15 protein-coding genes are annotated in these 16,010 nt (G+C 60.6%); 11 read left to right on the top strand and 4 right to left on the bottom strand.

The annotated features are described in order from the left end of the window. Positions 1-41: 41 nt before the first annotated feature. Positions 42-890, bottom strand: a complete 849-nt coding sequence (locus ABH945_RS30130; RefSeq protein ID WP_429253173.1) for a MetQ/NlpA family ABC transporter substrate-binding protein — start codon at positions 888-890, stop codon at positions 42-44. A gap of 300 nt (positions 891-1,190) precedes the next feature. On the opposite strand from ABH945_RS30130, the gene ABH945_RS30125 reads away from it, so the two are divergent. Next, on the top strand, positions 1,191-2,204 hold the full coding sequence (locus tag ABH945_RS30125) for a sulfonate ABC transporter substrate-binding protein (RefSeq protein ID WP_429253068.1): 1,014 nt from the start codon (positions 1,191-1,193) through the stop codon (positions 2,202-2,204). Between the two features lie 62 nt (positions 2,205-2,266). Next, positions 2,267-3,616, top strand: a complete 1,350-nt coding sequence (locus tag ABH945_RS30120; RefSeq protein ID WP_429253067.1) for an LLM class flavin-dependent oxidoreductase — start codon at positions 2,267-2,269, stop codon at positions 3,614-3,616. A 69-nt stretch (positions 3,617-3,685) separates the two neighbouring features. Here the strand turns inward: ABH945_RS30120 and ABH945_RS30115 are convergent, their stop codons facing one another. Beyond that, positions 3,686-4,633 (bottom strand): TauD/TfdA dioxygenase family protein, encoded by a 948-nt coding sequence (locus ABH945_RS30115; protein ID WP_429253066.1) that lies wholly within the window; start codon positions 4,631-4,633, stop codon positions 3,686-3,688. Between the two features lie 58 nt (positions 4,634-4,691). Next, the gene (locus ABH945_RS30110) at positions 4,692-6,047 is read right to left on the bottom strand and encodes an LLM class flavin-dependent oxidoreductase (RefSeq protein WP_429253065.1); all 1,356 of its coding nucleotides are present in this window, start codon (positions 6,045-6,047) and stop codon (positions 4,692-4,694) included. A 351-nt stretch (positions 6,048-6,398) separates the two neighbouring features. On the opposite strand from ABH945_RS30110, the gene ABH945_RS30105 reads away from it, so the two are divergent. The 6 genes from ABH945_RS30105 to ABH945_RS30080 all read left to right on the top strand — a co-directional run bounded on the left by ABH945_RS30105 (position 6,399) and on the right by ABH945_RS30080 (position 12,421). Continuing rightward, positions 6,399-7,490 (top strand): ABC transporter substrate-binding protein, encoded by a 1,092-nt coding sequence (locus ABH945_RS30105; protein WP_429253064.1) that lies wholly within the window; start codon positions 6,399-6,401, stop codon positions 7,488-7,490. Further along, positions 7,487-8,338 carry an ABC transporter ATP-binding protein gene (locus ABH945_RS30100; RefSeq protein WP_074772633.1) on the top strand — a complete coding sequence of 284 codons (852 nt, stop codon included), beginning with the start codon at positions 7,487-7,489 and terminating at the stop codon, positions 8,336-8,338. Before ABH945_RS30105 ends, ABH945_RS30100 begins: the two co-directional genes overlap by 4 nt. A gap of 19 nt (positions 8,339-8,357) precedes the next feature. Beyond that, entirely contained in the window at positions 8,358-9,188 is an 831-nt protein-coding gene (locus ABH945_RS30095; RefSeq protein WP_429253172.1) for an ABC transporter permease, read from the top strand. Continuing rightward, complete coding sequence (locus tag ABH945_RS30090) at positions 9,181-10,071, top strand: ABC transporter substrate-binding protein (RefSeq protein WP_429253063.1); 891 nt, start codon at positions 9,181-9,183, stop codon at positions 10,069-10,071. The genes ABH945_RS30095 and ABH945_RS30090 overlap by 8 nt, the downstream gene beginning before the upstream one ends. 414 nt (positions 10,072-10,485) lie before the next feature. Beyond that, a complete protein-coding gene (locus ABH945_RS30085) occupies positions 10,486-11,265 on the top strand; it encodes a dienelactone hydrolase family protein (RefSeq protein ID WP_083380239.1) in 780 nt (259 codons plus the stop codon). 259 nt (positions 11,266-11,524) lie between these two features. Next, entirely contained in the window at positions 11,525-12,421 is an 897-nt protein-coding gene (locus tag ABH945_RS30080; protein ID WP_429253062.1) for a fructose bisphosphate aldolase, read from the top strand. A gap of 141 nt (positions 12,422-12,562) precedes the next feature. Here the strand turns inward: ABH945_RS30080 and ABH945_RS30075 are convergent, their stop codons facing one another. Continuing rightward, positions 12,563-12,853, bottom strand: coding sequence for a DUF4148 domain-containing protein (locus ABH945_RS30075; RefSeq protein WP_074772642.1), 291 nt, complete (start codon positions 12,851-12,853; stop codon positions 12,563-12,565). 284 nt (positions 12,854-13,137) lie between these two features. On the opposite strand from ABH945_RS30075, the gene ABH945_RS30070 reads away from it, so the two are divergent. From ABH945_RS30070 to ABH945_RS30060, 3 genes are read left to right on the top strand one after another with little or no spacing between them, the layout of a single operon-like run. Further along, positions 13,138-13,815 carry a response regulator transcription factor gene (locus ABH945_RS30070; RefSeq protein ID WP_429253061.1) on the top strand — a complete coding sequence of 226 codons (678 nt, stop codon included), beginning with the start codon at positions 13,138-13,140 and terminating at the stop codon, positions 13,813-13,815. 9 nt (positions 13,816-13,824) lie between these two features. Then, entirely contained in the window at positions 13,825-15,186 is a 1,362-nt protein-coding gene (locus ABH945_RS30065) for an ATP-binding protein (RefSeq protein ID WP_429253060.1), read from the top strand. A gap of 11 nt (positions 15,187-15,197) precedes the next feature. Beyond that, positions 15,198-15,884, top strand: a complete 687-nt coding sequence (locus tag ABH945_RS30060) for a response regulator transcription factor (RefSeq protein ID WP_429253059.1) — start codon at positions 15,198-15,200, stop codon at positions 15,882-15,884. Positions 15,885-16,010 lie beyond the last annotated feature (126 nt).

Genomic DNA, 16,010 nt, shown 5'->3' with positions numbered 1-16,010 from the left:
AAAAAATGGCGGCCAGGTAGCCGCCTTCTCATGCTTCACATTCAGTCTTTATCGAAGTACGCCGGAAGACGGAAGCCATCGTAAAAGCGATTGCCGCGAATCGCGTGCTGGAAATCCACAGATTGATAAGCCTGCACGATATCCTGGGTCGCTCGTGCGTCGCGGTTGCCAGCCCGGACCACCACCTGGTTGATATACGGCGGCGTCATCTGTTCGAGCGCGAGCGCGTCGGTCAGCTTGTGCCCGCTAAAAATCGCGAAATTGCCTTGAATCGCGGCGTAATCGACATCGTCCAGCGCACGAGGCGCCTGCGCTGAATCGAGTGGAACGATCTTGATTCCAGCCGGGTTGGCGATCACGTCCTGCTCGGTGACATCGACGGGATTCGGGTTCGGCTTGATCTTGATCCAGCCGATGCGTTGCAGGATCTTCAATGCGCGCTCCAGATTCACCGGGTCGTTCGGCACCGCCACGCGCGCACCGGGCTTCACTTCGGCAAGCGAACGATGTCTGGTCGAATAGAGGCCCATTGGCGGTGTCGGGACCTGCACCACGCCGACGAGATCGGTGCCGTTGCGGTCGTTATACGACTTCAGATAGACCTCGTGCTGCATCACGTCCGCCACGATATCCCCGCGATACACAGCCTGATTTGCTTCGAGACCGGTGCTGAACTCGATGTATTTGATCGTGTAGCCTTTCTTGCGCAACTGCGGTTCGACGCCGGCTTTGAATTCGTCGGCATAAGGTCCGGGAACGAAGCCGACGCGCAGTTCATGGGGCGCGCTGCTGTCGGCGGCATGCGAGGCGAGAGGAGCGAATGCGGCCATCACGACGAGCGTGCGGACGATACGGCGTCTCAAAGAAGAAACCGGGAAAGTGGAAGGCATCATGTCGAATGGAGAGTGAGAGAACCAGGTCGGTCGCGCTGAACACGTGACGGTGATTCAGCGAAGTATGGAACTGGAACAGTTAATCATTCGGCATTCGGAATCCAAAACAACTAATTCTGCTTTTCAATTGAACCGAAAAGTAGTGAGACTGAAAGTAATCGAGTGACGATTGCCGCCAATGTTCTTCGTCGAGCTCATAACGTTATGAGCTTTGCTTGGTTGCTGTCCGTTGCACAGGCCGGTAACGTCGCTGGGATAAGTATGTTTCCACTCGATTTATATTGACCCGGCAATCCTATGGCTCCGCGCATTCCGTCGATCACTCAGGCAACCCTCGGTTCAGTGGAGTCGCGCCGTCGCACGTTGCTCAAAGCGGCCGCTGCGGGTGCGGCAGCATTTGCCGCCAGTACGCTATTGCCGTTGCAACGGGCGCACGCGCAGACCAATGGCAATGTGCTGCGGATCGGCTTTCAGAAATATGGGAATTTTGTGGTTATGAAGGCGCAGGGCACGCTCGAAAAGCGCCTCGCGGCGCAAGGCGCGACGGTGCAATGGCTCGAATTTCCGGCGGGTCCGCAGCTTCTCGAAGGCCTGAATGCAGGTGCGGTCGATGTCGGCACCGTAGGTGAAACACCGCCGATTTTCGCGCAGGCGGCAGGCGTCGACTTCGTCTATATCGGCAACGAGCCGCCCGCACCGAAGGGCGAAGCGATCGTTGTGCAGCACGATTCGCCGATTCGCTCGGTGGCGGACTTGCGCGGCAAGAAGGTTGGGCTGAATCGCGGCTCGAATGTTCACTATCTGCTGGTCAAGGCATTACAGCACGCGGGACTTTCCTACAACGATATTCAACCGGTGTATCTGACACCTGCCGACGCGCGTGCAGCGTTCGTGCAGAACAGCATCGACGCATGGGTGATCTGGGACCCCTATCTGGCCGCAGCAGAACGGCAGGCCAACGCTCGCGTGCTGACCACGGGTGAAGGACTCGTGCGCAACACGCAGTATTACGTCGCCGCAAAAAAGTTCGCCGACACGCAGCCGCAATTGCTTCATACGCTATTGGCCGAACTCGATCAGGTCGATCAATGGAGCCGCGCGCATATTCCGGCGGTCGCGAGCCAATTGTCGCCGCTCGTCGGTCTCGATGCGCCGACACTCGAACTCGCGTTGAATCGGGCGAGTTACGGCGTGCAGCCCATCGATGCCGCGACGATCGACTACCAGCAGCAGATTGCCGACACGTTCACGGAATTGAAGCTGATTCCTAAAAAGCTCGTCGTCGCCGATGCGAAATGGCGCACCACGTAGCGTGACGACAACGTCGCGCACGACGCGTCACCGATCCGTCAACCTCTTTTCGCCGACATTCCATGAGCAAACGTAGCGGGCAGTTGCGCCTCGGCGCGTTCCTTTATCCGACCGGCCATCACATTGCCGCGTGGCGGCATCCCGATACGCACGCCGACGCCGGACTCAATTTCCGCCACTATGTCGAACTGGCGCAGGCCGCCGAGGCCGCGAAGTTCGATCTCGTTTTTCTCGCGGATGGCGTGGGCACGCGCGGGGACAGCGTCGAATTTCTGAGCCGCACCGCGCACAGTTATGTCGCGCAGTTCGAGCCCATCACGTTGCTGTCCGCACTGGCTGCGGTGACGGAGCGCATCGGTCTGGTCGGCACCGCGTCGACGAGCTTTAACGAGCCGTATCACATTGCCCGCAAGTTCGCGTCGCTCGATCATATTAGCGGGGGACGTGCCGGCTGGAATCTGGTCACGTCTTCGAACGAACACGAGGCAAAGAACTTCAATCGCGACAGACATTTCGATCACGCCGAGCGTTATGAACGCGCGGCCGAATTTGCCGAGGTGACCGAGGGACTGTGGGACAGTTGGGAAGACGATGCGTTTGTACGCGACAAGGTGGAGGGCCGTTTCTTCGACCCGGCCAAACGTCACGTACTGGATCACAAGGGACGCTTCTTCCAGGTAAAGGGACCGCTGAATGTTGCGCGCTCACCGCAGGGGCATCCAGTGGTGGTGCAGGCGGGATCGTCGGAAGCCGGGCGCGAATTGGCCGCGAGAACGGCGGAAGTCATTTTCACCGCGCAGCAAACCTTGCGCGACGCAGTGGATTTTTACGCGGACGTTAAGGGCCGTCTGGAAAAATATCGCCGTCGTCCCGATGATCTGAAGATCATGCCGGGCGTGTTTCCGATTGTCGGCCGCAGCGAATCCGAAGCGAAGGAGAAGTTCGAGGAATTGCAGTCGCTGATCGATCCGAAGGTAGGACTCGCGCTGGTTTCGGGCCTGACCGGTGGCTTCGATCTGTCGGGTTATCCGCTCGATGGTCCGATTCCAGAATTGCCGGAAACCAATGCAAGCAAGAGCCGTCAATTGCTGACGATCGAGTTGGCCCGCCGCGAAAATCTGACGATTCGCCAGCTTTATTTGCGGATCGCCGGTGCGCGTGGTCACTGGCAACTTGTCGGCACGCCCGCGCAGATTGTCGACGAACTCGAAGAACGCTTCGTCAATTACGGTGCGGATGGCTTTAACGTGATGCCGCCTGTGCTGCCGAATGGACTCAATGATTTCATCGAACTGGTATTGCCCGAGCTTCGTCGGCGGGGATTGTTCCGCGACGAATACACCGGACGCACGTTGCGCGAGAACCTCGGTTTGCGGCGTCCGCAGAACCGGTATGTGGCCGCCGGGAATTAGCACGCTTACCGCCAGATCGACGCACGGAGCGCGCTTGGCGTCCGTGCGCGTCAGCGCTAACCGATAACGTTAATTGAGCGCAACGGCCGCAGCCGCACCGACCGGCGTGCCCTCGATCGCCACCGATTGCCGTCCGTCGGGACCGACCGGTATGTCGCCGACCAGCGTCGTGCGATACAACTGTCGGTCGAAGTCGAGATCGAAAATATCTGTTGGCGCGAGATGCGCGGTGCTGCGGTTGTCCCAGAACGCAATGCTGCCAGCTTCCCATTTGAAACGCACCGTGAATTCGGTTCGCGTAACGTGTTCCCAGAGTAGTTCGAGCAACGCCTGGCTCTCGCGAGGTGTGATGTCCACGATCGATTTCAGGAAGCTCGGACTCACGTAAAGTGCGCGTTCGCCGGTTTCCGGGTGCACTCTGACAAGCGGATGCTCGGTCACGAGTGCGCGCTGTTCGACCGCTTTGACGAACGCATCGGTGCCGCTTGCACCAGCCGGTGGCGTAAAACGGTGAAGGCCGCGCAGGCCATCGACGAATGCGCGCAACGGCGCGGAGAGTTTCTCGTAGGCCGTCACCAGATTAGTCCATTGCGTATCGCCGCCGTACGGCGGAATCGTCACGCCACGCAGAATCGACGCCCAAGGCGGATTGACCGCAGCAGTCACGTCGGTATGCCAGCCGGTCCAGGGGCGCTGCAACGTCTGGCCTTCGAAGCGCGTTGCTTTGCGGTACTTCGAGATCGAATACACCTCGGGATGCCCGTCAACGTGACCGAACACGGGATGCCCCAAGGTCAGTTCGCCAAACTGCGCAGCGAATGCAACGTGTTGTTCATGCGTCAAAAACTGCTCGCGGAAGAACACGACTTTCCATTTCAACAGGGCTTCACGAATCTGCGTGACCTGGTTCGAATCGAGCTTCTGCGTCAGATCGACACCATGAATTTCAGCGCCGATGTGCGCGGAGAGCGGCTGGATTTCAAGCTGCTTGACTGGCTGCAATGCGGCTGCGTTCATGCAAAGCTCCTCGAAGAATCCGGCAAATAGGGGACGCGTTGTTGATGCGGGTGATGATTCAGGCGGCGAAAACCGGCGCTTCTGCATTCGCATGCGGACTCACCGGTCGCTGCAATCCAAAGTGATCGCGTAACGTGCGGCCTTCGTATTCGCTACGGAACAGGCCGCGTTGACGCAGAATCGGCACTACGCCGTCGACGAAATCCTGCAAGCCGTCAGGCAGCGCATCGGGCATCAGATTGAAGCCGTCCGCTGCGCCGCCTTTGAACCAGTGCTCGATATCGTCGGCAATCTGTTCGGGCGTGCCGACGACCACGCGATGTCCGCCGCCTCCGGCAAGCGCGCGAATCAGTTGACGTGCGGTGTATCCATGCGTGCGGGCTTGCGCGAGAGTCGCGTGGAAGAACGTGTGATTGCCATTGCCGCCGCCGGGTAATTGCAGATTGTCGGGCAGGCGTTCATCGAGTTTCAGCGTATCGGCAGGGACACCCAGAATGCCTGCCAACCGGTTGAGGCTGTAACTCCATGGAATCAGATCGACCAGTTCGTCGCGACGGCGCAATGCGTCAGCCTCGGTCGCGCCGATGATCGTAGTCAGCCCGGGCAATACGCGAATCGCGTTCGGGCCGCGCCCGTATGCCGCCGCGCGTGACTTCAGATCGTGCGCATACGAAGCCGATTCGTCGAACGATTGCGCTGCGGAAAACACCGCTTCCGCGTGACGTGCGGCGAGTTCTCTGCCGTCCGCCGAGCCGCCTGCCTGGATCAATACAGGATGTCCTTGCGGCGAGCGCGGCAGATTCAACGCGCCTGCCACGCTGAACCATTCGCCGCGATGTTCAATGGGATGAACCTTCGACGTGTCGATAAAACGTCCCGCCGATTTGTCGCCGATGAACGCGTCGTCTTCCCAGCTATTCCACAGCGCCTTGACTACCGACGTGAATTCGTCCGCGCGCGCGTAGCGTTCGGCGTGCACCGGCACGGTGTCGCGTCCGAAGTTGCGGGCGGACCCGATATCGGCTGTCGTCACGACATTCCAGCCTGCGCGGCCGCCGCTGACATGATCGAGTGTCGCAAAACGGCGTGCGAGGTTATACGGCTCGTTGTAGCTGGTCGATGCTGTGCCGATCACGCCGATGTGCGTGGTCGCCGCCGCGATCGACGCGAGCAGGACCGTCGGTTCCAGCGCGGTAATCGGGCGGAAGTCGATCTGATCGGCGATCGACGCGTTGTCGGCGAGGAACACGGCGTCGAATTTCGCGGACTCGGCAATCTGCGCGACCCGCACGTAATGCGCGACGTCGATGAACGCGCGCGGATCGGCGTCGGGCAATCGCCAGGCGGAGGGGACGAAACCGGAATGCAGGATATTGACGTTCAGATGCAGGCGGCGTGGAGGAGAAGTGCTCAAAATAGCTCGCGAAAAAAAGAGTGGTCCAGCTTGCGCGACGGACACGATCGTTCGATGTTAAGGTTCGCGCCCGGCTCGTCGAAGCAAGAAATCGTGCTAACCATCTATGCAGATATGCATTGAAGACCGACGCCAAGCGTGACGCGTTCGACGCAATGGCAACCGTGCTAACGCACGACCTCCGTCATTGCATCAATCAAGACGTTAAAACATCGATCGATTCTGATTCAGTAGATAAACTAAGCTTGTTTTGTTGGTTTGCCATTGACCGGGAAACGCAGAAAATTGGGCACACAGAAATGGCTGGCGCCATTTCCGCATACCACTCGTGTTCCCAATCAGGCTGATCCCATGAAGGCGCTTCTCTCATCCAACCGGCCGCTGTTCGCAAAGCGAGCGCTGGCCGTTGTCGTCGCTGCATCCGCGCTGATTCTGCAAAGCGGCTGTAAGCCTCAGGACGACAAAGTGCAGACTTCTGCGTCGGCGGGCGGTCAGCCGGTGAAGCAGGAAATCACGTACTTCAAGTACCCCGACAACCCGGCGTTCGATCTCGTCTACCTCGCCGACAAGCTGGGTTACTTCGAGAACACCAGCACGCGTCCCAAATATGTCGGCAAGATTTCTGCGCCGCAAATCATTCCGTTGGTCGGGACGGGTGAGATCGACTTCGGCACCCGCATGGTGCCGCTCGTCATCTCGGCTATCGCGAGCGGTGCGGATATCAAGGTGATTTCCGCCGGTGGCGAGACGCTGCAGGATGCGCCCCACATGAAGTATTTCGTCCGCGCTGATTCAGGCATTCGCGGGCCGAAAGACTTCGAGGGCAAGACTATCGCGTTCAATAGTTTCGGCGCGTGCGCGGAATTCGTGACGAAAAAGTATTTGACGCAACATGGCGTTGACGTATCGAAAGTGAACTGGCTCGTCGTGCCCGACAATCAGTCGCAGCAGGCGCTCGTCACGAAGAATGTGGATGTTGCGATTATCCATCCGCCGTTTTCGGGCGCGGCTGAAGCGGACCCGCAATTGCATAAATTGTGGAGCGATTGGGACGAAGATCGCGGACTTGGCGGCATGGCGCCGTATAGCGTGAATGGTGCGTTTGCACGTGCGCATCCGCAGGCGGTCAAGGATTTTGTCGCGGCCATAGCGAAAGCGGGGAACTGGGTCAATGCGCATCCCGACGAAGCCCGCAAGCTGACCGCCGAGCGTCTGGGCATCGACGAGAAACTGGTGGAGCGCTATGCGTATGTGAAGGACCTGGTCGTAACCGAGCCGCCGATCCAGTACTACATCGATATTCTCGAACAGGCCGGCAAGATTCCGAAGGGCAAGGTCTCGGTGAAGGACGTCTATACGAACGAGTACAACCCGCTCGCACCGAAGCAGACGCAGACTACGGCAAACAACACGGCAATCGCCGGCAGCGGGAAGCGTTCATGAGCGAACGCGTGAGCGCACTTGCGAGCGTGCGCGACAAGATCGTTGCGCGCGACATCTCGCTGACCTATACGAACGAAGCGAATGGTTCGCGCCACACGGTGCTGGATCGTTTCGATCTGAAAGTCCGCGACGGCGAATTTCTCGCGGTGCTCGGTCCGAGCGGCTGTGGCAAGTCGACCTTTCTCAGCATTCTCGCGGGACTCGTGCCGCAGACTTCAGGAAGCGTCACGGTCGACGGCGAGCCGGTCGGCGTCGCAAGCCAGAAGCTCGGCTTCGTATTTCAGGGCTACGCGCTGTTTCCGTGGCGCACCGTGCGCAAGAACGTCGAGACAGGGCTGGAGATTCGCGGCGTTGCACGCGCACAGCGGCGTAGCGAGGCAGAACGTTTTCTGCAACTCGTGGGCCTTCTCGATTTCGCCGATCACTACCCGCATCAATTGTCGGGCGGCATGCGTCAGCGTGTGGCGATTGCCCGCGTGCTTGCCTACGGCCCTGAAATCCTGCTGATGGACGAACCGTTCGGCGCGCTCGATGCGCAGACCCGCGAGTCGTTGCAGCAGGAGTTGCTCGGCATCTGGGAGCAGAGCGCGAAAACGGTGGTGTTCGTCACGCACAGCATCGACGAGGCGATCTTTCTGGCCGATCGCGTGGCGATCATGGGGCGCGGGCCGGGACGGGTCAAAGACATTATCGAGGTCGATCTGCCGCGTCCGCGCGATGCGTCGATTCGTCATTCGCCTGCGTTCGTCGCTTTGCGCGAGCGCGCGTGGGCAGTCCTCAGCCGCGAATTGGGCGACGTGCACACGCCGTCGCGCGAACGCAGCATTGCCTATCAAACAGGGACGTAGCGTGTCAGAGCAAAATACCGTGTCCGACGTGGCGGTTCTCATCTCGCGGGAGACGCAAAGTCCACCTGCAAAACGCGGCAACGTGCGTTTGTCCATCGTGTTCGAGCGATCCATCGCGTTGATCGTGTTCGTGCTGCTGTGGGAGTTTCTGCCACGGCTCGGCATCGTGAGCGCGGCCTATCTGAGTCCGCCATCGCAAGTTGCGGTTGCCATCTTCAAGCTGGTGCAGAGCGGTGACGTGTGGGTGCATCTGGGCGCGAGCGCATGGCGCTCTCTTAGCGGCCTTCTGGTGGCCGTGGCGGGCGGCGTGGTGTGCGGCGTGGCGCTCGGCTGGTTCCGGCGCGCGGAACGCATTATCGATCCGCTGTACCAGTTGCTGCGACAGGTCTCCGCATTCGCACTGTTCCCGGTGTTCATGCTGTTTCTCGGGATCGGCGAATCGTCGAAGATCGCGATTATCGTGTGGGCCGCGTTCTGGCCGGTTCTGCTCAATACGATTTCGGGCGTCAAACAGGTCGAGCGCATTTTTGTCGATTGCGCGCGTTCGATGGGCGCGTCGCAAGGATTCATCTTTGCGAAGGTCGTGTTGCCCGCAGCGTTGCCGCAGATCCTCACCGGCGTGCGGCTCGCCGGTGCATACAGCATCACGGCGCTGGTCGCGGCGGAGATGATCGGCGCGCGTTCGGGTCTCGGCTTCTACACGCTCAACTCGCAGGAGACGTTCCAGATTCCCGATATGTACGCGGGCATCGTGCTGCTTGCGCTATTTGGGCTGTTGATCAACAGGAGCCTTTCGCTACTCGAAAGGCGGCTGCTGCGCTGGCGCGTCGGGCTCGAACAGAATGGCTAGAGCCGGACATGCAATTGGCGTCGGCAACGGCCGGCGATTGCGCTGGGCTCCGTTCGCGGCGCTTGCCGCGCTGGTACTGACAGGCGCATTGCTAAAGTCGATACCAGGTGACGTGTGGCGCGGAAGATTCGGCGACGAACGACCGTTCGCTGCGGCGATTGCGCGCGGCACACTGGTCGTGGCCGTGCCGTCGCAGCCTGCGCCGATTCTGTATGTCGGCAAGGTGGATCGTTCGGTGAGGGCGCCGGAGAGCTATTCCGCGTCGCTTGCCGGTGATCTCGGACGACGCGTCGGTTTGCCCGTCAAGCTGCTATTGAGCGACCCGGCGCAAGCGCGCAAAGCGGTGCAATCCGGCGAAGCCGACGTGGCTATTGCGGGTCTTGCGTTGTCGCCCGATGAGTCGATTGCGTTTGCGCCGACCTCCTATTCGTCGGGCCGTGGCGTGGCGCTCGTGTTGCGCGGCGGGAACGTGCAAACGCAATCCGATATGCACGGCCGCGCGGTTTGCGCGTCACGCGAAAGTCCCTATGCGAGCCGGGCCGCGCTCAAGCTCGGCGCGACGCTGCAGAGCTTCGACCGGCCGCTCGATGCGCTGCTCGCATTTCAGGCAGGCGAATGTGCCGCGTTGATCGACGACGAGTACGTGATCCGCTCGCTGCTGAAACAACCCGATTGGGCTTACTACCGGGCGCTGCCTGGCTCGTTCGAAGCGGCTCCCGCGTTTATCGCGGTGCGTGGTAAAGACGCGGCGAGTGCTGTGTATGTCGAGCATGTCGTCGACGATTGGCGGCGTCAACGCTGGCTGACTTCGGTGCGAGAAGATCGGGCGACGCAGCTTGCGTTCGAGATGTTCAATGCGGAAAACGATTTGTATTGCCACTGAAGGGCAGACACGCGGGTCAATAGCGTCGGGTAATTGCCGCAACTTTGACCCAATACGCGGAGAAGCCCCTGTGTTGTGGCGCTAGGCCACCCGAGCGGATTGCAATGCACCGGCGGCTCGCATCGAAGGCACGTTGTTATTTGTGCCGGATCGCGTAATTCTTCCCTCCCGATTCAGCCGCATGTTCGCCGGGCTCGCCCGCACTCGCCAGACCTTGCATCGAGTGCGAAAACGCCAGGCAAAAGAGCCGGTTATTTCAACCGGCTTGCACGTCCCGCCATCTCCCTCCATCCGTCTGATGAACCCTGCCGGGCTGCGGCACGGTTTTCGCTCATCTGCCTTAAACTCTTCGTGCCGCAGCGAAGCTATCCTTACAAAGCCTTCGTTTATCTTTCTACCACCAGGATTTTTTCGATGGACAACTCCAACCACGCCACCTCACTGAACGCATACGGCGTCAATCAGTCCCAGACTACCGTTCAGGCCAAGGACGGCCCATGCAACGTGTGGGTGCTGACGCCGGCCGGCGAGGGCCAATGGCCGGGCGTGATCTTCTACATGGACGCGTTTGGCATTCGCCCGGCGATGCTCCAGATGGCGAGCCACGTCGCGAGCCAGGGCTATGTCGTTCTGCTCGCCGATCTGTTCTATCGCTTCGGCAGCTACGGTCCGCTCGACCCGAAGGAAGTTCTGAAGGGTGACTTCCGCGCGACAGTCGGCCCGATGATGGCGAGCACCGACAACCACCAGGCAGCCGACGACACCGCTGCACTGCTCGCGTACCTCGACAGCCGCACCGACGTGAAGGGCGCGAAAGTCGGCACCGTCGGCTTCTGCATGGGTGGCGGCATGGCGTTGACGGCGGCGGCCTGGTACCCGGAGCGCGTGGCGGCAGCGGCAAGTTTCCACGGCGGCAATCTCGCCACCGACCTGCCGACCAGCCCGCACTTGCAGTTGCCGAAGATGAAGGCGGAACTACTCGTGGCCGCAGCGGATCAAGACCATAGCTACCCGCCTGAAATGGCACAGCGTTTCGACGCTGCGTTGGTCGAAGCAGGCGTCAAGCACAAGAGCGAATTGTACGAAGGCAAATTGCACGGCTGGATGAAGCCGGACATGCCGGTTTTCGACGCCCCGGGCGCCGAACGCGGCTGGAATGACCTGTTCGCGCTTTACGCGCGTACGCTCGGCTAAGCTCGCGCGTCTGCCGTAGTGCATCCACGCCCCGCGTCGTGAGGCGGCGGGGCGTGGAGGACGGAAGTGGACCGGCGTTTCCATCGAGCGTTTCAGGCTTTATCCGCAGAAGCGGGTGCCGTCACTTACCGGACTTGCCGGCCTCGCGAGCAATGCAGCGTGCGGCTGCGTACAGGCTGCGTACACAAGGAGTAGATACAGACAGCATTCCGCGTTACCGTGTTTCCGATCAGGTATTCGTTTGAAAAGGAGATTGTCCGTGGCCAATGAGAAGATGCTGTTGCAAATGCGTGAGAAGCAGGGCTTTATCGCGGCGCTCGATCAGAGCGGCGGCTCCACACCAGGCGCACTCAAGCTGTACGGTATTCCCGAAAGTGCGTACAGCGGCGACGCCGAAATGTTCAGACTGATGCACGAGATGCGCGTGCGCATCATGACCGCGCCGGCCTTCACGGGCGACAAGGTGATCGGTGCAATCCTGTTCGAAGCCACCATGAACGGTGACGCGCAAGGCAAACCGGTGCCGGCTTTTCTGTGGGAAGACCGTGGTGTCGTGCCGTTCCTGAAAGTCGACAAAGGCCTCGAAGACGAAGCCGACGGCGTGCGTCTGATGAAGCCGATCCCCGGGCTCGACGCGTTGCTCGAACGTGCAGTCGGACTCGGTATCTTCGGTACGAAGATGCGTTCGGTCATCAACGATGCGTCGCCGTCGGGCATTGCCGCGATTGCGCGGCAGCAGTTCGAGATCGGCGCGCAGATCAGCAAGCACGGCCTCGTGCCGATCCTCGAACCCGAAGTGTCGATCAAGTCGCCGAACAAGGCCGCTGCAGAGGACATTCTGCGCACGGAACTGCTGAAGGGGCTCGACGCGTTGCCGGAAGACAGCCCCGTCATGATCAAGCTGACCATACCGGACGTCGCGGATTTCTATCGCCCGTTGATCGAGCATCCGCGCGTTGTGCGCGTCGTGGCGCTGTCGGGCGGTTATACACGCTCCGACGCATGTCAGCGGCTTGCCAAAAATCACGGCATGATCGCGAGCTTCTCGCGCGCGTTGATCAACGACCTGCGCGAGCAGATGAGCGACGCTGAATTCGATCAGGCGCTGAAGCAATCTGCCGACGAGATCTACGACGCGTCCGTCAACAAGGTTTAATCGGGCGAGTCGAACAAAGCGTTCATTCGCTCGTCGATTCCGGGCCGCTTTTCAGCGGCCCGTTTTCTTTAAAGCGCGCCGGCGCAATCCAGGCGCCGACGCTCCAGCTACACAGACGGGCGCATTCATTCGCCAGTCCACTCAACTGCTGCATACCGATTTCACGATCGACGGAAACTCCGAGTGCGACAAATGCGCGCGCGCCTGGCCGCAGCGGAACGCCTGAATCTCGGCGCGATTGGCCGGCGGCGACGGGTACGTGTACATCTCGTCATTGGCCATCGTGCCGGTCAGAAAGGCCCGGTACAGTTCCTGGCGAACCTGCAGGCGGCTGATTCCCGTCGGGGCGGATTGTGTCGGCACGGCAAACGCCGAGGCGGTGGGCAGGGCGATTGCGCTTGCGATCAGAAGCAGGGAAAGGGTTCGTTTCATGGCGTGGAAATACTCCAGAGGGTTGATCCGATGCGGTTTCGCACCGTGTGGGACAGCGTGCAGCCATATTTGCAGAGCGGCCCCGGGAAGCTTGCTGCCGAAACATGAAGCTTCCTTTAGCGATCCCTCCAGCGCTTCACAGGTGCGCGTTAGACGCCTTCCAGCTTGAGGCAGCCACACAACCGGCCGCAACCTAAAGGATTTCTCATCTTCACGGTTAATGGCTTTGCGATACTGTCGGCTGTTCTCATCGAAGGCCGATGCTCGCAGCGGAGGCGTTAGCCATGACCAGAATCCTGACGATTGAAGACGACCCGATCGTGGGTCGCGACATTACCGATACGTTGCGCGACGCCGGTTTCGACGTGGAGTGGGTACGCACGGGGCAGGAGGGCATCGCCCGCGCGGTGGACCCCGTGTTCGACGTGATCACGCTCGACCGCGTGTTGCCCGGCATCGACGGCCTGACGATCGTCAAGACGATTCGCGGCGTGGGCATCGAGACGCCGGTGCTGATGATCAGCGCGCTATCCGATGTCGATGAGCGGGTGAGCGGGCTGCTGGCGGGCGGCGACGACTACATCGCCAAACCCTTCGCACCCGATGAGATGAAAGCGCGCGTGCAGGTGCTGCTGCGTCGCCGTGGCCGCTTGCAACAGCCGGTCGCCACGATGCTCAAGGTCGACGATCTGGAGATCGACCTGATCGCGCGGTCCGTGCGGCGCGCGGGTCAGGAAATCGCGTTGCCGCCGGTCGAATTCAGGCTGCTCGAATACCTCGCGCGCAACTCCGGCCAGATCGTCACGCGGACGATGATCTTCCAGTCTGTCTGGGACATGCACTTCGATCCGGGGACGAACCTGATCGAGGTGTACATCGGCCTGCTGCGCAAGAAAATCGACATTCAGGGCATGCGGCCGTTGATCAAAACCGTCCGCGGATCGGGTTACATGCTGGGCTGAGAGATGACTATGAGTCTGTGGCGCACGACGATTTTCCGCCTGTTGCTGATGTTCGCGCTGGTGTTCGCGGTGTCGATGTCGGGGCTGGTGTATCTGAACTACTGGAAATCGGCGTCCTATACCGCGACCCAGGCGGATTACAACATCAACTGGCAGTTCGCTTACTTTTCTTCGCTGCCAGTCGATCAGATGCCGACGCAGATTGCCGCGCATATCCGCAGTGAAATGCACCGTCCGACGAATTACTATGGCCTGTTCGCCGCGGACCGCACATGGATTGCCGGCGACATCGTCGCGCTGCCCAAAGACGTGATCGCCGATGCCGACGGCGTGTGGAGCAAGCCCGAGTTGAACGGACAGTCGAGCGCCCGGCCCGAGTACATGCGCACCAAAGCCATGCGTCTCGCGGATGGCAACGTGCTCGTCATTTCTCGCGACGTCGACGAAATGGCACGGCTGCGCGGCTATATGCTCGGCGGCCTCGCATGGAGCGCGGCAATCGTGATGCTGGGCGGCCTGGGCGTGGGGCTGCTGGTGTCGACGGCGCAACTGCGGCGCGTCAACGAGGTGCGACGCGTGGCGCAACAGATTGCACTCGGCGATCTCGACGCCCGCTTACCCGATGCGGGCCGCGACGAAATCGCATGGCTGTCGCAGATTGTCAATCACATGCTCGACGAAGTATCGCGCCTGATGCGCGAAGTGAAGGGCGCTTGCGACGGCATCGCACACGATTTGCGCACGCCCGTGATCCACATTCGTTCGCTGCTCGCGCGTATTCCAACAGAAGGTATGGCTGCCGAAGACGCGCAACTCGTCGATCAGGCATTCGACGAAGCAGACGAAGTACTAAAGCGCTTTGCCGCCATCATGCGCATTTCCGAAATCGAGTCGATGAACCGGCGAAAAGGCTTCTGCGATGTATCGATGGAAGACCTTTGCCGTAAGGTGGGCGACCTGTACGCGCCGGTTGCCGCCGCCCGGCGTGTGCAACTGGTGCAGGATCTGGAAAGCGTACCGATGGTGCGCGCCGACTATCCGCTGATGTTCGAAGCGCTCGTCAATCTGCTCGACAACGCGATCAAATTCACGCCGGAAGGGGGACGTGTGCAGCTTTCCGTCAGCGCCGCGTCTGACGGTCCGCGCATTGTCGTTCAGGATAACGGTCCCGGCATTCCCGATTCGGAGCGGCTGGCGGTTTTCCAGCGCTTCTATCGAAGCGAATTGACCAGCACCGTGCCCGGTTCCGGGCTCGGGTTGTCGGTCGTGCAGGCGGTCATGCATCTGCACGAGTTCGAACTGAGCTTGTCGGATGCGATGCCGGGACTGTGCGTCACACTCGACTGCTGGCAGCATCGCACTCGCGCATAAAGGAACCGGACATGCGGATTGTTTGCGTGGGAACCAGCGGCGCGCAGCGCTATCTTGCGGAAGCACTCGCTGAGTCGAATCACAGCGTCGTCCAATTCACCCATTTCGACGATGCCGCTTATCTGGCGAGCGCCGAGCATGTCGATGCGATCATCGTGCTGACCTCGGGCGGTGCATCCGACGCAGCGCGAGCGTTTGCCGTGCGTCCCGCTCATACGGTGCTGGTGGTGATCGACCGCCAAGGTCAGAAGGACGCCCGCGTGGCCGCGCTCGAAGCGGGTGCCGATATCTGCCTGGATCATCCGTATGAATATGCGGAACTGCACGCGCGATTGCAGGCGCTTTGCCGTCAGCGCGATCATGCGGCATTGGCTGCTGCGAGCCCCTCAACACCGTCTGCTGCGTTCACGCGACCGCTCCTCTCTCCGGCCACTCGCAGCCTCGTCGGTCGCGATGGCGACCAACTGCTTTTACGCAAACGAGAGTATCTGTTGATGGACCGGCTGCTGCGCGTGCCCGGCGAAGCCGTCGCGCGCGACGAACTGGTCGACTATATTTTCGGCGAAGCCGATGCCGACACCACGTCGCTTCATCTGCTCGTGTCGAGGTTGCGCGCCCGTCTATCCCAGACCAATCTGCCCATCACGTTGATGACCGTGCCGAAGCTCGGCTATCGCGCCGTCGTGAATGCGGACTAGCTGTTTGCATCAGGCAAGCGGCTCGCTACACGCGCGCTGACGAAGCGCGTTGTTCCCTTCACTAAAGATTCCTTCATCTTTGCGCCACGGCGGCCTTTAACGGCGATCGCAAAATGACCCGGCATG

The organism is Paraburkholderia sp. GAS333, from assembly GCF_050435665.1.
In the GTDB taxonomy this organism is placed as follows: Bacteria; Pseudomonadota; Gammaproteobacteria; order Burkholderiales; family Burkholderiaceae; genus Paraburkholderia; species Paraburkholderia fungorum_A.
Note: the sequence above shows the minus strand (reverse complement) of the source record. Positions and strands in the feature narration are given on the sequence as shown.

Excerpts from the sequence above, each read along its gene's own strand:
- ABH945_RS30130 (WP_429253173.1), bottom strand. The coding sequence starts at position 890 with ATGCCTTCCACTTTCCCGGTTTCTTCTTTGAGACGCCGTATCGTCCGC.
- ABH945_RS30125 (WP_429253068.1), top strand. The coding sequence starts at position 1,191 with ATGGCTCCGCGCATTCCGTCGATCACTCAGGCAACCCTCGGTTCAGTG.
- ABH945_RS30120 (WP_429253067.1), top strand. The coding sequence starts at position 2,267 with ATGAGCAAACGTAGCGGGCAGTTGCGCCTCGGCGCGTTCCTTTATCCG.
- ABH945_RS30115 (WP_429253066.1), bottom strand. The coding sequence starts at position 4,633 with ATGAACGCAGCCGCATTGCAGCCAGTCAAGCAGCTTGAAATCCAGCCG.
- ABH945_RS30105 (WP_429253064.1), top strand. The coding sequence starts at position 6,399 with ATGAAGGCGCTTCTCTCATCCAACCGGCCGCTGTTCGCAAAGCGAGCG.
- ABH945_RS30100 (WP_074772633.1), top strand. The coding sequence starts at position 7,487 with ATGAGCGAACGCGTGAGCGCACTTGCGAGCGTGCGCGACAAGATCGTT.
- ABH945_RS30090 (WP_429253063.1), top strand. The coding sequence starts at position 9,181 with ATGGCTAGAGCCGGACATGCAATTGGCGTCGGCAACGGCCGGCGATTG.
- ABH945_RS30085 (WP_083380239.1), top strand. The coding sequence starts at position 10,486 with ATGGACAACTCCAACCACGCCACCTCACTGAACGCATACGGCGTCAAT.
- ABH945_RS30075 (WP_074772642.1), bottom strand. The coding sequence starts at position 12,853 with ATGAAACGAACCCTTTCCCTGCTTCTGATCGCAAGCGCAATCGCCCTG.
- ABH945_RS30070 (WP_429253061.1), top strand. The coding sequence starts at position 13,138 with ATGACCAGAATCCTGACGATTGAAGACGACCCGATCGTGGGTCGCGAC.
- ABH945_RS30065 (WP_429253060.1), top strand. The coding sequence starts at position 13,825 with ATGAGTCTGTGGCGCACGACGATTTTCCGCCTGTTGCTGATGTTCGCG.
- ABH945_RS30060 (WP_429253059.1), top strand. The coding sequence starts at position 15,198 with ATGCGGATTGTTTGCGTGGGAACCAGCGGCGCGCAGCGCTATCTTGCG.